At 63.1% G+C, this 15,159-nt stretch carries 15 protein-coding genes; 2 read left to right on the top strand and 13 right to left on the bottom strand.

Annotated elements, in window-relative coordinates; genetic code table 11:
- Positions 1-49: 49 nt before the first annotated feature.
- The 6 genes from IAE39_RS16080 to nhaB form a co-directional block, all read right to left on the bottom strand.
- Positions 50-589 carry an AAA family ATPase gene (locus IAE39_RS16080; protein WP_201204097.1) on the bottom strand — a complete coding sequence of 180 codons (540 nt, stop codon included), beginning with the start codon at positions 587-589 and terminating at the stop codon, positions 50-52.
- Between the two features lie 35 nt (positions 590-624).
- Positions 625-1,584, bottom strand: coding sequence for a ribonuclease Z (locus IAE39_RS16085; RefSeq protein WP_201204099.1), 960 nt, complete (start codon positions 1,582-1,584; stop codon positions 625-627).
- 16 nt (positions 1,585-1,600) lie between these two features.
- The gene (locus IAE39_RS16090; RefSeq protein WP_201204191.1) at positions 1,601-2,047 is read right to left on the bottom strand and encodes an NUDIX hydrolase; all 447 of its coding nucleotides are present in this window, start codon (positions 2,045-2,047) and stop codon (positions 1,601-1,603) included.
- A gap of 84 nt (positions 2,048-2,131) precedes the next feature.
- Positions 2,132-2,677 carry a lipocalin family protein gene (locus tag IAE39_RS16095; RefSeq protein ID WP_201204102.1) on the bottom strand — a complete coding sequence of 182 codons (546 nt, stop codon included), beginning with the start codon at positions 2,675-2,677 and terminating at the stop codon, positions 2,132-2,134.
- Between the two features lie 76 nt (positions 2,678-2,753).
- Entirely contained in the window at positions 2,754-3,371 is a 618-nt protein-coding gene (locus tag IAE39_RS16100) for a dihydrofolate reductase family protein (RefSeq protein ID WP_201204104.1), read from the bottom strand.
- 197 nt (positions 3,372-3,568) lie between these two features.
- Positions 3,569-5,071, bottom strand: coding sequence for a sodium/proton antiporter NhaB (nhaB, locus tag IAE39_RS16105; RefSeq protein WP_201204113.1), 1,503 nt, complete (start codon positions 5,069-5,071; stop codon positions 3,569-3,571).
- Positions 5,072-5,221: 150 nt separating this feature from the next.
- Here nhaB and IAE39_RS16110 point away from each other — a divergent pair, with 150 nt between their 5' ends.
- Together IAE39_RS16110 and nudC are read left to right on the top strand one after the other, a co-directional pair.
- Entirely contained in the window at positions 5,222-6,034 is an 813-nt protein-coding gene (locus IAE39_RS16110) for a crotonase/enoyl-CoA hydratase family protein (protein ID WP_201204115.1), read from the top strand.
- Between the two features lie 36 nt (positions 6,035-6,070).
- On the top strand, positions 6,071-6,901 hold the full coding sequence (gene nudC / locus IAE39_RS16115) for an NAD(+) diphosphatase (RefSeq protein WP_201204117.1): 831 nt from the start codon (positions 6,071-6,073) through the stop codon (positions 6,899-6,901).
- On the opposite strand, the gene IAE39_RS16120 is transcribed toward nudC, so the two are convergent.
- The 7 genes from IAE39_RS16120 to IAE39_RS16150 all read right to left on the bottom strand — a co-directional run bounded on the left by IAE39_RS16120 (position 6,869) and on the right by IAE39_RS16150 (position 15,109).
- Positions 6,869-7,648 (bottom strand): TSUP family transporter, encoded by a 780-nt coding sequence (locus tag IAE39_RS16120; protein WP_201204126.1) that lies wholly within the window; start codon positions 7,646-7,648, stop codon positions 6,869-6,871. The two genes, nudC and IAE39_RS16120, sit on opposite strands and share 33 nt — an antisense overlap.
- 125 nt (positions 7,649-7,773) lie before the next feature.
- Positions 7,774-8,658: an RHS repeat-associated core domain-containing protein gene (locus IAE39_RS16125; protein ID WP_201204128.1), complete on the bottom strand. Its 885-nt coding sequence runs from the start codon at positions 8,656-8,658 to the stop codon at positions 7,774-7,776.
- 229 nt (positions 8,659-8,887) lie between these two features.
- A complete protein-coding gene (locus tag IAE39_RS16130; protein ID WP_201204131.1) occupies positions 8,888-9,718 on the bottom strand; it encodes an alpha/beta fold hydrolase in 831 nt (276 codons plus the stop codon).
- Positions 9,719-9,926: 208 nt separating this feature from the next.
- On the bottom strand, positions 9,927-11,216 hold the full coding sequence (locus IAE39_RS16135; RefSeq protein WP_201204133.1) for an NAD(P)/FAD-dependent oxidoreductase: 1,290 nt from the start codon (positions 11,214-11,216) through the stop codon (positions 9,927-9,929).
- 280 nt (positions 11,217-11,496) lie between these two features.
- The gene (locus IAE39_RS16140; protein ID WP_201204135.1) at positions 11,497-13,452 is read right to left on the bottom strand and encodes a DNA topoisomerase III; all 1,956 of its coding nucleotides are present in this window, start codon (positions 13,450-13,452) and stop codon (positions 11,497-11,499) included.
- A 108-nt stretch (positions 13,453-13,560) separates the two neighbouring features.
- Positions 13,561-13,950, bottom strand: coding sequence for a GNAT family N-acetyltransferase (locus IAE39_RS16145; protein WP_201204137.1), 390 nt, complete (start codon positions 13,948-13,950; stop codon positions 13,561-13,563).
- A complete protein-coding gene (locus IAE39_RS16150) occupies positions 13,943-15,109 on the bottom strand; it encodes a ribosomal protein uL16 3-hydroxylase (protein ID WP_201204145.1) in 1,167 nt (388 codons plus the stop codon). The genes IAE39_RS16145 and IAE39_RS16150 overlap by 8 nt, the downstream gene beginning before the upstream one ends.
- Positions 15,110-15,159: the final 50 nt, after the last annotated feature.

A 15,159-nucleotide genomic window follows, 5' to 3' on the forward strand; every position in this document is an offset into this window, starting at 1 on the left:
CCGCGGGGGGCGCGGGCGGCGGCGCCCCCCCACACACCCCCCCCCGCTCCTACAAGGACCGCGCAATCGGTGCAGGTGGCGTTAGGCTCGTTAAAAACGCCGCAATCTGCCGCCCACCGCACAAACGCACCACCGGCACCTGCGGCCCGACTGCCTGGCGGTTCGCCTCGATCCCTGGCCGATACCCCCGGTCAAACGTCCATACAAACTTCAGGAACTCCACAAACGCCCGGTCCAGCCGTTCGGTACAACCCGCCGGCAGGTCCGGCCGTGGCCGGTTCAGCACGCTGCGCATGATCACCCGCTTCAGGCAAGTCAGCCGTGGCGTATCCAGCCAGATCACCAGGTCGGCCCGTGGCAAGCGCAAGTCGAACGTACGCCGGGAGTAGTTGCCTTCACACACCCAGGCATCACCGGCCACCGCATCACGCACCCGGCTACGGAACGTCTCGGCATCCGGCTCTACCCAGCCGGCCTCCCAGAACAACGTATCGAGGTGCACCACCGGCGCGCCCAGGCGTTCGCCGATCTGTCGGGCCAGGGTCGATTTGCCACTGCCGGCGTTGCCGAGAATCACGATGCGTTGCATGGCCAAGTCCTTTTGCAAAAACCGGCCATGCTAATTCATCCCGCCGGCTCAAGACAGCCATCACGGCCAATGTGATAGCGCTGCAGGTCCTGCGCCAGGATCAATTGGCCACTGTAGTGGGCCAGCGCTTCGGCACGCACATCGTTGATGCTCGGGCTGCGCCGTGGGTCGCTCTGGTAGCGGGCGCTGAAGTGCGTCAGCACCAGGTTGCGCACGCCAACTGCCTCGGCAAAGCACGCCACCGCTGCGGCGGTGCTGTGGCCGAAGGTGACCCCGGTACGCTCCACCACCGCCTGGGTGAAGGTGGCTTCGTGCACCAGTACATCGGCACCCTTGGCGGCGTTGGCCAGCAGCTCGGGGGTGTCGTTGTCGCCGCACACGATCACCCGCCGGGGTGGGCGCGAAGCGCGCAGGTAGTGGTTGCCGTTCAGCAACTGCCCGTCGTGTTGCACCGACAGGCCTTTGGCCAGCTCGCCCCATAACGGGCCACGCGGGATGCCTTCGGCTTCCAGGCGCGCAATGTCCAGGCGCGGTTCAGGGTTGAGCTCGGTGAACACAAAGCCCACGCTGGGTACCCGGTGCGACAACTGCACCGCAGTCACTTGCAAGGTCTGGTTACGCCACTCGACCAGGTCTTCCACGGCCAGCAAGCGCAGCTCGAACGGCAGGAACGTGTCGCTGGCCACCAGCCCGAGGCGTACCCAGTCATGCAGCGCGGCGGGCAGGACAATATCCAGCGGCTGGGTGCGCCCGCTCATGCCGGCGCTGGCCAGCAGGCCGGGCAGGCCGAAGCAATGGTCGCCGTGCACGTGGGTAATGAAGATCGCCTGCAGGTCGCGGATCGACAGCGGCGTGTGCAGCAACTGGTGCTGAGTGCCTTCGCCGCAATCGACCAGGTACCAGTGGCTGCCACTGGCTTCGATCACCGCAGTGGCGCTGACGTTGCGGGCCTTGGTCGGCACGCCGGCGGAGGTACCGAGGAACAGCAGGTCCATGTTCAGGCTCCTTGTTTCAGCCTAACAGCGCCAGGTCGCGCAGCAGTGCCTGCAGCCCTTGCGGCACCAGCGGGCCGATGCGGGCGAAATCGTCGCTGTCGCACCAGCGGGCGCGGAACGGGCTGCCGTTCGATTCATGGCCGTCCAGCCAGTCCCGCTGGTACAGGGTGGTATCGACGAAGCGCGCATCGTACACCTGCACAATCTCATGCCCCGGCTTGCCGGCATAGGTGAACAGGCTTTCCAGCGTACCGAGCAGGCGCACATCGCTGATCGGCTGGCCCAGTTCCTCAAGAATCTCCCGGGCGATGGCGTCCACGCCCAACTCACCAAATTCGATTCCCCCTCCCAGCGGGCGGCACAGGGTCTGGCCGTTGGCCGGGTCGTCGAACACATTGACCAGGATCCTGCCCTGGTGATGGAACACACACAGGGCAAGAAAACGGATACGGGGGGCTTGCAGCGGCGCGGTACTCACGGTCTCGTTCCTTCGAGGCAATAAAGGGCGCACACCTTAGCCTGATTGCCGCAAACCGTCGATGGCCCGCTACTCGGCCTGCCGCCAGATCAGCTTGCTGGTGTCATAGCCCTGTTCGCGGGCAATCTTCAGCAGCTGTTCGCGCTGCTGGTCGGTCACCGCCGGCGTGCGTGAAAGCAGCCACAAGTACTCGCGGTTGGGGTGGCCGACCAGTGCCACGCGGTAGTCCTTGTCGTGGTACAGCACCCAGTACTCGCCCTTGGTCAGGTCGGGGGCCAGGCGGCTGAACCAGTTGTCGAAGCGCACCCACAGCTTGTCGGTGCTGCCCGATTGCTGGGCCTCGGCGATGCCCTTGGCTTCATTCCACTGGCCGTCCTTTTCCTGGCAGCGGTTGGTCACGTCGATCCGGCCATCCGGGCGCAGGCCATAGTGCGCCTCGGACTGCACACAGTTGCGCTGGAAGAACATCGGCAACCGCGCCAGTTCATACCAGGTGCCCTGGTAGCGTTGCAGGTCGACCTGCTGCGTGCGCGGCGGCGCCGGGTGATCGTTGCCTGCGCAGCCGAGCAGGGCCAGGGTCATGCAGGAAAGCAGCAGCGTGGTGCGCAGCGCCATGGTCAACCTCCTTGAAGCGGATGGGCTTACCTGTGCTTCGATACCGGTGCGGGGCAAAAGTTGTACGTAATTACACTCAGTCGAACGAACCGGTCTGCACCTGGCCGGCACGCACGTAGCGGGCGATGATCACACCTGTGGGCGTGACCTGCGAGTGCTGCAGGGTGAAGGCTGCCGCTGCCGCGTCGTCGCCGAACAGGCGTTTGCCGTGGCCCAGCAGTAGCGGGTGAACCAGCAGCTGCAGTTCATCGACCAGGCCGGCGGCCAGCAGTTGCTGCACCAGGTCGGCGCTGCCCTGGGTCAGCAGGTCGGCGCCGTCCTGCTGCTTGAGTGCACGCACCGCGGCGGCAACGTCCGTGCCGAGGGCGTGGCTGTTGTGCCAGTCGAGGGTAGCGGGGGTATGAGTGGCCACGTGCTTGGCCACACTGTTGAACAGGTTGGCGATGGAGAAGTCTTGCGAATCGTCTTTTATCTTTGGCCAGTAGCCGGCAAAGATGTCGTAGGTGCGCCGGCCCAGCAGCAGTTCGAAGGGCTGTGTGAACAGGTCCTGCATGGCTTGGCCAAACACTTCTTCGGCGTAGGGCACCAGCCAGCCGCCATAGTTGAAGCCGCCACTGGTGTCTTCCTGCGGGCCGCCAGGGGCCTGCATGACGCCGTCGAGGCTGACGAAGGCGGCTACGATGAGTTTGCGCATGGGGACTCTCCTGATGGCAGCCGGGGTGGCTGTGGGCATGGGATAGTCGAATGGCGCAGGGCAGAATCGACAGGGTAGTCCTGTGCCGGCCTCTTCGCGGGTAAACCCGCTCCTACACAGGTATCGCCGTATTCGAAAGCGGTGCAAAACCAGTGTAGGAGCGGGTTCACCCGCGAATAGGCCGGCACAGGTTCACATCACAGCCAGTAAGTCACCGCCCACCATCCCAACCCACCCATCACAACGGTATAGGGCAATGCCATCCACACCATCCGCCCATACGACAGCCGTATCAACGGCGCAATCGCCGAGGTCAGCAGAAACAGGAACGCCGCCTGCCCATTCGGGGTCGCCACGCTGGGCAGGTTGGTGCCGGTGTTGATCGCCACCGCCAGCGTTTCGAAGTGCTCGCGGCTCATGCCACCATTGAGAAACGCCTGCTTCACCTCGGTGATATAGATGGTGGCAACAAACACGTTGTCACTGATCGCCGACAGCAAGCCATTGGCCAGGTACAACATGCCCGGCTGCTGCTCGGCCGGCAGCGTCAGCACCCAGCTGATCAACGGGCTGAACAGTTGCTGCTGGTGAATCACCGCCACTACGGCAAAGAACACCACCAGCAACGAGGTGAACGGCATGGCGTCCTGGAAAGCGCGGCCCAGGCGGTGTTCGTCGGTGATGCCGGTAAACGCGGTAATCAGCACGATCACCATCAGGCCGATCAGGCCAACCTCGGCCACATGCAGCCCCAGGCACACGATCAGGACCAGTGCAGCCAACCCTTGCACCCACAGCGCAATGCGCTGGGCCTGGGTACGCGCGGCGTCGTCTTCGGCGGCACAGGCAGCCAGCACCTGGCGCACCGGCTCAGGCATCAGCGTGCCGTAGCCGAACAGGCGCAGCTTCTCCAGCAACACACAGGTCAGCAGGCCGGCGCCGAGCACCGGCAGCGATACCGGTGCCACCTTGAAGAAGAAGTCGGCGAAATGCCAACCCATCTCATGGCCAATCAACAGGTTCTGCGGCTCGCCCACCAGCGTACACACGCCGCCCAGGGCAGTACCCACCGCGCCATGCATCAGCAGGCTACGCAGGAAGGCGCGGAACTGGTCCAGGTCGTCACGGTGCAACGGGGCGATCTGCTGGTCGCTGTCCAGTGCGCTGTCCTCACGGGGATCGGCGCCGGAGGCAACGCGGTGGTACACCGCATAGAAACCGACTGCCGCGCTGATGATCACCGCCGTTACGGTCAGCGCATCGAGAAACGCCGAGAGAAACGCCGACAGCACGCAGAACAGCAGCGACAGCATGGCTTTTGAGCGCACGCCCAACAAAATGCGCGAGAACAGGAACAGCAGCAGTTCCTTCATGAAATGGATGCCGGCCACCATGAACATCAGCAGCAGGATCACCGGGAAGTTGTGCTGCAGCTCTTCGTACAGCGCCTGTGGCGTGGTCATCTGCAACAGCAGGGCTTCGATCAGCAACAGCCCGCCGGGCATCAGCGGGTAGCACTTCAGCGCCATGCCCAGGGTGAAGATGAACTCGATCACCAGCGCCCAGCCGGCTGCGGCCGGGCCCACGGTTACCAGCAGCAGCGGGTTGAGTACCAGGAACAGGCAGATGACCGCCTTGTACCAAAGCGGCGACTGGCCCAGGAAACCATGGGCGAGGGCGCCGGGCAGGGAGCGCGACATGAATATGTATCCTTATGATTCAGCGATGGCGCACGGTGCCGGATCGGCACGCCTTAGGCAAGGCGCGCAGTCCCGTTTTTGGCACAAGTACGGTCACCGGCCTGGGTTACCATCCGCGCTATGAACCCTTCACCCGCAGGAGTACAGCCCGTGACCGAGTACAGCGCGTTCAAGGTCGAACTGACCGACAGCATCGCCCACGTCCAGATCAACCGCCCGGAAAAGGTCAACGCGATGAACGCGGCCTTCTGGGAAGAGATCGTCGACATCTTCCAGTGGGTCGACGACACCGATGCCGTGCGTGCGGTGGTCATCAGCGGTGCCGGCAAGCATTTCTCGGCTGGCATCGACCTGATGATGCTGGCTTCGCTGGCCGGGCAGATGGGCAAGGACGTGGGCCGCAACGCGCGTTTCCTGCGCAAGACCATCCAGCGCCTGCAGGCCTCGTTCAATGCTGTCGACAACTGCCGCAAGCCGGTCCTGGCTGCGGTGCAGGGCTACTGCATCGGTGGCGCCATCGACCTGATTTCGGCTTGCGACATGCGCTACTGCAGCAGTGATGCGCAGTTCTCGATCAAGGAAATCGACATGGGTATGGCCGCCGATGTCGGCACACTGCAACGTTTGCCACGTATCATCGGCGACGGCATGATGCGTGAGCTGGCCTTCACCGGGCGCAATGCAGCGGCTGACGAGGCGCTGCGCATCGGCCTGGTCAACCGGGTCTATGATGATCAGGCTGCGCTGCTGGATGGGGTCTTTGCCATCGCCCGCGAGATTGCGGCAAAATCGCCGATCGCCGTGGCCGGCACCAAGGAAATGCTCAGCTACATGCGTGACCATCGCATCGACGATGGCCTGGACTACATCGCCACCTGGAACGCCGCGATGCTGCAGTCCGAAGACCTGCGCGTGGCCGTGGCGGCGCACATGAGCAAACAGAAACCGACGTTCGCCGACTGATCAAACCGGGGGACGTGCAGTCAAGGAACCCCCGACATGTCAGCACGCTGGACTACCGCAGTACTCGACCCGCAGATCACCGGGGGGCTGGCCGTGGCGCGCAGCCCGGAAGGGTTCCTGGTGGACGCCAACGGCGCGCTGTTCCCCCGCGACTGGCTCAAGCGCCAGGACCTTGACGTGCTGTGCGAGCACGGCATCGGCCACTTCGACGGCCAGCCGGTGTTCCTGCTGGAGCTGCGCAGCGCCACTGACGTGCCAGGCTGCAGCTGGCGCGGGTTGCGCGCGTTCATGCTCGAAGGCGACTTCGACACCTACAAGGTGCTGGGCTACGCCGCACAAATCGGCACCTGGGCCCGCGAGCACCGCTTCTGCGGCAGCTGCGGCCAGGCGATGGCGCAAATCCGCTGGGAGCGGGCAATGTACTGCCAGCCCTGCGACCTGCGCAGCTACCCGCGCATCTCACCCAGCATGATCGTGCTGGTGACCCGTGGCGACGAAATCCTGCTGGCACGCTCGCCGCGCTTCGTCACCGGGGTGTACAGCACCCTGGCAGGCTTTGCCGAGCCGGGCGAGTCGGCCGAGGACTGCCTGGTGCGCGAAGTGCGTGAAGAAGTGGCGGTGGAGGTGCAGAACATCCAGTACGTCGGCAGCCAGTGCTGGCCGTTCCCGCACTCGATGATGCTCGGCTTCCATGCCGAATACGCTGGCGGCGATATCGTCATGCAGCCGGACGAGATCGAGGACGCCCAGTGGTTCAGCGTCCACGACTTGCCACCGCTGCCGGCCGGGCGGTCGATTGCCCGGTACCTGATCGATTTGTACGTGGCTCGCCGTTTAGGCCTGCCCGAACCAGTGTTGCCACGCTAGGCGCACGGTCAACGCCAGCACCACGGTGATGAAGACGGGGCGGATGAACTTGCTGCCGCCGCTGATCGCCGTGCGTGCGCCGAAGAAGGCACCGACCATCACAGACATGCCCATGCACAGGCCGACGATGTAGTCCACCTGCCCGGAAATGATGAACACCGTCAGCGCCGCGATGTTGCTGACGAAGTTCATGCTGCGCGCCACGCCGCTGGCGCGTACCAGGTCGATGGGGTACAGCAGCAGGGTGCTGACCGTCCAGAACGCCCCGGTCCCAGGGCCGGCAACGCCATCATAGAAGCCCAGGGTGAAGCCTTGCGGTACCTGCCACTTCTTCTTGATCGGTGCGTCGGCGTCCAGCGGCGCCTTGGGCGTGCCGCCGAACAGCAGGTAGATGCCACAGGCGAAGACGATCACCGGCAGCATCTTGTTCAGCCATTCGGCCGGCATGTAGTGGGCGATGACGGCGCCCAGCAATGCGCCGGTCAAGGTGGCGAACAACGCCGGGCGCCATTGTGCCGGGTGGAACAGCTTGCGCTTGTAGTAGGTGAAACCGGCGGTGGCCGAGCCGAAGGTGGAGCTGAGCTTGTTGGTGCCCAGTACCAGGTGTGGCGGCATGCCGGCGGTGAGCAGCGCCGGGGTGGTGAGCAGGCCGCCGCCGCCGGCGATGGCATCAATGAAACCGGCGACGAAGGCGACCAGGGCCAGGATCAGCAGGGTTAGGGGTTCTACGGTGAGTTCGAAGGGCATGGGAGGCTTCAGGCAGTGAGTTCGCAGCTCAACCTGCTGCGGTTTGGGCGCTATGTTAATGCCTTTGGGCTTCGACTGTCAGTGGCTTAATTGCCAGATAGCGTGGTTCGATTTTCTTGGTTTTACTACGTTCTGATCAATTTGTTTGCTGCTGTTGGAGAAGACGAAGAATGCGAGGTGAACGATGTGCTAGGTAGGGGTTCTTGAACTGCAGGGTAAGACGGCAAAATGCTCTGCAGATTTTTTTCATTTTCTGCCACTATCCCCTCTAGGGATTGGCGGCTTTCACGTTCAAAAGGGTCAATGATTCGATCGTATGCAAGGTTGCCTCTACTATCGATGTAGATTTCACCCTTGTTCAGCGAACTCTTAAGGACGCCCAAGGCTTTGCCTGTGTCCGAAATATATTTCAGTTCTTCTGGATTTGTACTTTGGTTAGCGATAGTTCGATATTTTTCCAGTTTTGGGTTTTTCTCTATCGCAGCGAGTGCTAGATCACGCCGCTGCATTACTGATTTACCCTTGAATAACGACTTAAGCCATGCGATCGGGCTGTGACCCGAGGGGTCGTGATAGTTTAGTGGGTCCCCACTGCAATAAGCATAGGTGTTATGCCCCCCCCTGCCGAACGGGCTTTCACTATCGGGTGAATGAAATCTCATTAACGCAGGGCTGTAAGTACGGTAGCCATTACCAAGGAAATAGCAGTGGGTGAGACGGTCATGCCGCTGTCCGGTGAATGCTAGAAAAACGTCGGTGGCATGGAGTCTGCTGGTTTGGCCGTAAGCGGTATAAATGAGGTTGATTGTGTGGCCGTGATAAGTGCTGTTCAAAATGGATAATTGTGCATCTGTGATCAATAGTGGTGTTTCGATGGAATGTTCGTTTGTGCGTCGTTCTGCGAAAGGTGTACTTAAGTTTGAGAATACCGTAACGGACTGATCGCTGCCAATTGCTGAGGACAGATGGCCATTTTTGTAGAATAAACGCTGCTTGCTGTTCTGTGGCATGGTCAGCCTGCTGGTGCGGGAAGTGATTGATTGGGACTAACTTCGGACAAAATGGACAGGCGCGCAACTGACAGATTTGCTAGTTGCATACAGACATAAGAAACTGTGTTGCCTGTACCGGCCCTTTCGCGGGTGAACCTGCTCCTACAGGTTATATGCACGTCTGAAGATTTGTGCGGTCCCTGTGGGAGCGGGTTTACCCGCGAAGAGGCCAGTGCAGGTGATTGCATCAGCTACGAATAAACGCCAGCAAATCCGCATTGATCACATCGGCATGAGTGGTCGGCATGCCATGCGGGTAGCCTTTGTAGGTTTTCAGCGTGCCATTGGGCAGCAGCTTCGCCGACAGCGGTCCGGCGTTTTCATACGGCACGATCTGGTCATCGTCGCCGTGCATCACCAGTACGGGCTGCTGGATGCCTTTCAGATCCTCGGTAAAGTCGGTCTGGGAAAACGCCACGATGCCATCGTAATGGGCCTTGGCGCTGCCAATCATGCCCTGGCGCCACCAGTTGCCGATGATGCCCTCACTGGCTTCGACACCTGGGCGGTTGTAGCCGTAGAACGGCCCGGTCGGCACATCCCGGTAAAACTGCGCGCGGTTGCTGGCGACCTGGGCCTGGAAACCGTCGAACACCGACTTGGGCAAGCCGCCGGGGTTACCGGGTGTTTGCACCATCAAAGGCGGTACGGCGGCGATCAGCACTGCCTTGGCCACCTTGTCGCCGGGGTGGCGGGCCATGTAGCGCACCACTTCGCCACCGCCGGTGGAGTGGCCGACATGCACGGCGCCCTGGGTGCCCAGGTGGGCGACCACGGCGGCCACATCGTCGGCATAGTGGTCCATGTCGTGGCCGTCCCATACCTGGCTGGAGCGGCCATGGCCACGGCGGTCGTGGGCGACCACGCGGTAGCCGTGGGCGAGGAAGAACAGCATTTGCGCGTCCCAGTCGTCGGCGCTGAGTGGCCAGCCGTGATGGAAGTGGATCACCGGCGCGTCGCGGGGGCCCCAGTCCTTGTAGAAGATCTGTACGCCGTCCTTCGTGGTTACATAGCTCATGGTCGTGTCTCCTGGGTGCAGGAAGCGAAGGGAGCTATTGAGAATAGGAGGGATTGCCAAAGCCATCAGGGCCATGCGTCACCCTGTGCGGGCCTCTTCGCGGGTGAACCCGCTCCCACAGGTACTACACAGTATTTAAAATCTGTGCGGTCCCTGTGGGAGCGGGTTCACCCGCGAAGGGGCCCGCACAGGCGACACAAATTACCCATCAGACACGGTCGCGCATCCGGTACCAGGCTTTCGCGGCTGCTTCTAGCGGCGCGGCCAGCAGGTCGCCACCAGGGAAGCGGCCGTTGTCGATGCCCTGGTACAACTCAAGCAGGTCTTCATCGCCAAGAATGGCATCGCTCACCGCGCGCGCCGCCGCCAGGGTCGGCAGCACGCCGTGGCCGGAAAAACCCTGCAACCAGTAACGCTGGCCGTCGCGGCCGACGTCCGGGGTACGTTGCATGCTGCAATCGATATGTCCACCCCAGGCATAGTCGATGGCCACCCCGGCCAGTTGCGGGAACACGCGCTCCAGGTAGGGGCGGGTCGCACTGGCGACATCTTTGGGAATACCGCCCAGGTAGGTGCAGCCGCCGCCGAACAGCAGGCGATTGTCCGGGGTCAGGCGGAAGTAGTCGGGTACGAACTGGTTGTCGATCACGCAATTGTTGCGCGGCAGCAGCGAACGGGCGAAATCGGCCTCCAGCGGTGCGGTGGCGACCTGGTAAGAGCCGACCGGCAACAGGCGACGCGACAGTTCACGGTCGAGGCGGTCGATGTAGGCGTTGCAGGCCAGTACCAACACCTGGCAGCGTACTTCTCCATGGTCGGTGCGTGCGACGTACCCGTCGCCAGCTGCTTGGTAGCTGAGCACCTGGCTCTGTTCATGGATGCGCCCACCGCCAGCTTCGATGGTGTTGGCCAGGCCCTGGGCCAGCTTCAACGGGTTGAGGTGGGCACCTTTGGCGTCGTACAGCGCAGCCTGGTAGCGCGGGCTGTCGATCCATTGTGGCAGCTCGTCCCGGTCGATCAGGCGCAGAGCGTCGTAGCCCCATTTGTGTTCAGCCTCGTGCAGGGCTTCTTCAAGCATTTTCACCCGGCGCGGCATGACCGCAGTCCACAGGCTGCCCAACCGGTAGTCGATGTCGAAGCCGTGGCGCTGGGGCAGTTCGCGCATTTCGTCGGCGGCCCAGCACATGCTGGCCCACAGGCGTTGGGTACGTTCGACGCCCAGGGCCCTTTCCAGCGGCGGCATGTCGCAAGACCAACCCAGCAACGCCTGGCCGCCGTTACGCCCGGACGCGGCCCAGGCCACCCGGCTGGCTTCCAGCAGCGTTACGCGCTTGCCGGCCTGGGTCAGGCGCAGGGCGGTGTGCAGGCCGCTGAAACCGGCGCCGATGATCAGTACATCGGTGTCGTGGGTGCCTTGCAGGGTAGGGCGTAGCGGGATGTTGGCGGGGTAGGTCTGGGCGTAGTAACTGGCGACGTGCTGGGCGGACTGCTTGAACATGCAAAGGCCTCATGAAAATTATTGTGATTATTTTCATGAAAACTTAGCAGGTTAATTTCATGCTGCCAATGTGTTGGGTGGGATTTGTAGTTTGCCTGTGGGTGAAGTGTTGATTGGGCTGGCCTCTTCGCGGGTGAACCCGCTCCTACATGGATCGCGCAGTTTTCAAAAATTGTGCATGACGCAATATTGCAGGTCCGACACGAATCCTGAGGCAAATGGAGAACCCTGTAGGAGCGAGTTCACTCGCGAAGAGGCCGGACCTGAGATTGCAATAACCTCAGGTTGCCGCGTTTCTACGGGGCTGCCGCGGCTTGCTGGCTGTCTTGGCCCCGGCCGCCTTGCTCTTCCCGCCACTGCGCCGCTTCTTCTTCCACGGCGGCGCCGCCCCGGCCGCCGGCCCACTGATGGTCATGCGCATGCCGCTGCAACGCTCCACCAGCTTGCCCATCCACGCCGACTGCCGGGCGACGAACTCTTCCAGGGTCATCTCGCCGCTCTGCACCATGTCCAACGCCTGCTCCCAGATCGCCGTAGTGCCGGGGTCTGCAATGGCGCGCGGCACTGCATCGATCAGGCTGAACGCCGCAGGGGTGGCCGACAGTGCCTTGCCGTTCTTTACCAGATAGCCCCGGTCAAGCAGCCCCTGGATGATGCTGGCACGGGTGGCCTCGGTGCCGATACCGGTGGTTTCCTTGAGCTTCTGTTTCAGCCGCGGGTCATCCACCAGTTTGGCCACGTTCTTCATCGCCTTGATCAGGTCGCCTTCGGTGAACGGTTTGGGCGGCTGGGTCCACAGGTCTTTCAGTTGCAGGCCCTGCACGCTGCAGTCCTGGCCTTCGCGCAACGCAGGCAACACCTGGGCCGGTGGCGCCTCGCGGCCCTTGGTTGGGGTCAGCGCCTCGGGCAGGGCGCGGCGCCAGCCGGGTTCGACGATCTGCTTGCCCACAGCGCGCAGGGCATGCCCGGCACAGTCGAAGTCGGCCTGGGTGCGGTCGTACTCGTGGTTGGGCAGGAACTGCGCCAGGTAGCGGGCGCGGATCAGGGTATACACCGCCTTGTGCTTGGCTGGCAGGCGCGAGGGGTCGCTGGCCGCGGCGGTGGGGATGATGCCGTGGTGGGCGCTGACTTTGGCGTCGTTCCAGGCGCGCGAGCGGCGCTGCGGTTCCAGGTAGGGCTGCAGGGGTGCCAGGCTGGTATCGGCGCGTTGCAGGGCAGCGAGGATGCCCGGCGCCTCGGCGTGCTGGCTTTGCGGCAGGTAGCCGCAATCGCTGCGCGGGTAGGTGATCAGCTTGTGGGTTTCGTACAGCGCCTGGGCGATGTCGAGGGTTTCCTGGGCGCCGAGGCCGAACTTTTTCGAGCACAGCTCTTGCAGGGTGCCAAGGTCGAAGGGCAGCGGTGCCGCTTCGCGTACACGTTCGGTGGCGACCTTGACGGCCCGGGCCGTGCCGGCCTGGTGGATGTCGGCGGCAGCCTGCTGTGCCAGCGCCTGTTTCAGGCAGCGGCCTTGATCGTCACAAGCGTCTTCGGGCGCGCGCCATTGGGCGTTGAAGCGCTGGCCGGCGTGTTCCAGTTGCACGTCGATGGCCCAGAACGGCACCGGCACGAAGTCGGCGATGCTGCGATCACGGTCGACCACCAGGCGCAAGGTAGGCGTTTGCACCCGGCCCACCGGCAGCACGCCCTGGTAGCCGGACTGGCGGCCCAGCAGGGTGAACAGCCGGCTCATGTTCATGCCGATCAGCCAGTCGGCGCGCGAGCGGCCCAGCGCCGAGTGGTACAGGTTGAAAGTTTCGTGGCCGGGCAGCAGGCGCGCCAGTGCCTTACGGATGGAGGCGTCGTCCAGTGCCGACAGCCACAGGCGCTGCACCGGGCCGCGGTAGCGGCAATGTTCTACCAGCTCGCGGGCGATCATTTCGCCCTCGCGGTCGGCGTCGGTGGCGATGACCAGCTCCCGTGCTTCGCCGAGCAGGCGCTTGACCGCCTTGAACTGGCTGGCGGTCTTGGGTTTGACCAGCATCTTCCATTTGTCCGGGATGATCGGCAGGTCGGCCAGGTTCCAGCGCTTGTAGCGCTCGTCGTAGCTGTCGGGCGGGGCGGTTTCCAGCAGGTGGCCGATGCACCAGGTCACGCAGACGTCAGTGCCTTGCCAGCAGCCGTCGCCCTTGCGGGTGGCGCCGAGCACTTTGGCGATGTCTTTTGCCTGGGAGGGTTTTTCGCAGAGGAACAGGCGCATGGCCGGGGACGCTTTATCGGGGGTGATGGGCACTAGGATGCGCAAGCGGGGGCGCGGAGGCAAGTTTTATCTGGATGGATGTACAGGTTTTTGTCAGCAAGCATGTCTTCAGCCAGTGCTGGCCTCTTCGCTGACTACGCGAAAGCCCAGCCGTTCGTAGAACGGTGTGGCATGCACCTGGGCGCTGAGCATCTGCTGCTTCAGGTCGCGGTTCTGCGCTTCGGCGATCACGGCGTTCATCAGTGCATCACCCACCTTCAGCCCGCGCCAGTCCTTCAACACCGAGATGCGCCCGATGGTGCCGTCGGCCAGCAGGCGCGCGGTGCCGATCGGGTAGTCGCCTTCCAGGGCCAGGAAGTGTTGGGCTTCGTGGTCTTCCGAGTCGAACTCCAGTTCTGGCGGAATGTGCTGTTCGGCAACGAACACCGCTTCACGAATACGGCGGATGTCGGCGTTGTCCTTGTGCCAGTCGGCGAGGCGAACGCTGATCTTATTCATTGGCAAATCCCAGGCTTCCTTGTTTGACCAGCTGCTGTACCAGCATAAGGCCATCTTCGTCTTGCAGCCAGTCTGCCAGGTTTTCAATGTGCAGGGCGTCGGCCGCGCACACCAGCTTCAGCAGCTCGCGCAGCTTGCCCGGCAGCGGGCAGCTGCGGCCGCTGGCGAACAGCAACAGGTCGTCTTCGAACTCCGACCAGGCCAGGCGTGCAGCCGGGTTGCGGATCAGGATGGCGCCTTGTTCAAGGGCGTCGATCAGCTCTTCCTCGCTCAGCTCCTCGCCCGCGATCTGCTCCGGGTAGCGCGGCTCGGTCATGAATTGGCCGAACCAGGTCAGCAGCAGGTCCTTGTCGCCCATGTGCTTGTCGAGCAGCGCCTTGAGGCGGTCGAGGGCGTCGTGCTGGATCTGGTGCGGGTCGCTGACCGGCTGGGCGTCGGCGTCGCTGTAACGCTCTTCGTCAGGCAGGAACTGGCCGAGGAAGTCGGTGAAGTGGGTCAGCACTTCGGCGGCGCTCGGGGCGCGGAAGCCGATCGAGTAGGTCAGGCAGTCATCCACGGCCACGCCGTAGTGGGCCAGGCGCGGTGGCAGGTAGAGCATGTCGCCCGGTTCCAGGGTCCATTCTTCGCTCTGCTCGAACTCGGCCAGGATGCGCAGGTCGGCGTGCTCCAGCAGCGGGCTGTCGCTGCTGCACATCTGGCCGACTTTCCAGTTGCGCTGGCCGTCGCCTTGCAGCAGGAACACGTCGTAGTTGTCGAAGTGCGGGCCAACGCTGCCACCCGGGGTAGCAAAGCTGATCATCACGTCATCGATGCGCCAGCTTGGCAGGAAGCGGAAGTGCTCCAGCAGTTCGGCCACTTCCGGGACGAACTGGTCCACGGCCTGCACCAGCAGGGTCCAGTCCTTTTCCGGCAATTCGGCGAAGGTGTCTTCGTTGAACGGGCCGCGGCGCAGTTCCCACGGGTGGGTGCCGTGCTCCAGCACGATACGCGACTCGACTTCTTCTTCCAGGGCCAGGCCGGCCAGTTCGTCGGGGTCGATCGGGCTGATGAAGTCCGGGAAGGCCTGGCGCACCAGCAGCGGCTTCTTCTGCCAGTAGTCACGCATGAATTCGCGGGCCGAGATGCCGCCGAGCAGCTGCAGTGGAGTATCAGGATTCATGGTCAACCTATTGAAAAAACGTAATTTTCGTCCGGGAATAAAAACGCCCG

The sequence above is a fragment of the Pseudomonas sp. S37 genome, assembly GCF_016658545.1.
Lineage (GTDB): Bacteria > Pseudomonadota > Gammaproteobacteria > Pseudomonadales > Pseudomonadaceae > Aquipseudomonas.

Bases quoted from the DNA above. Each gene is read 5' to 3' on its own strand.
- IAE39_RS16135 (WP_201204133.1), bottom strand. From the start codon at position 11,216: ATGTTCAAGCAGTCCGCCCAGCACGTCGCCAGTTACTACGCCCAGACC.
- IAE39_RS16150 (WP_201204145.1), bottom strand. From the start codon at position 15,109: ATGAATCCTGATACTCCACTGCAGCTGCTCGGCGGCATCTCGGCCCGC.
- IAE39_RS16080 (WP_201204097.1), bottom strand. From the start codon at position 589: ATGCAACGCATCGTGATTCTCGGCAACGCCGGCAGTGGCAAATCGACC.
- IAE39_RS16095 (WP_201204102.1), bottom strand. From the start codon at position 2,677: ATGGCGCTGCGCACCACGCTGCTGCTTTCCTGCATGACCCTGGCCCTG.
- IAE39_RS16100 (WP_201204104.1), bottom strand. From the start codon at position 3,371: ATGCGCAAACTCATCGTAGCCGCCTTCGTCAGCCTCGACGGCGTCATG.
- IAE39_RS16085 (WP_201204099.1), bottom strand. From the start codon at position 1,584: ATGGACCTGCTGTTCCTCGGTACCTCCGCCGGCGTGCCGACCAAGGCC.
- IAE39_RS16130 (WP_201204131.1), bottom strand. From the start codon at position 9,718: ATGAGCTATGTAACCACGAAGGACGGCGTACAGATCTTCTACAAGGAC.
- IAE39_RS16125 (WP_201204128.1), bottom strand. From the start codon at position 8,658: ATGCCACAGAACAGCAAGCAGCGTTTATTCTACAAAAATGGCCATCTG.
- IAE39_RS16145 (WP_201204137.1), bottom strand. From the start codon at position 13,950: ATGAATAAGATCAGCGTTCGCCTCGCCGACTGGCACAAGGACAACGCC.
- IAE39_RS16120 (WP_201204126.1), bottom strand. From the start codon at position 7,648: ATGCCCTTCGAACTCACCGTAGAACCCCTAACCCTGCTGATCCTGGCC.
- IAE39_RS16140 (WP_201204135.1), bottom strand. From the start codon at position 13,452: ATGCGCCTGTTCCTCTGCGAAAAACCCTCCCAGGCAAAAGACATCGCC.
- nhaB (WP_201204113.1), bottom strand. From the start codon at position 5,071: ATGTCGCGCTCCCTGCCCGGCGCCCTCGCCCATGGTTTCCTGGGCCAG.
- nudC (WP_201204117.1), top strand. From the start codon at position 6,071: ATGTCAGCACGCTGGACTACCGCAGTACTCGACCCGCAGATCACCGGG.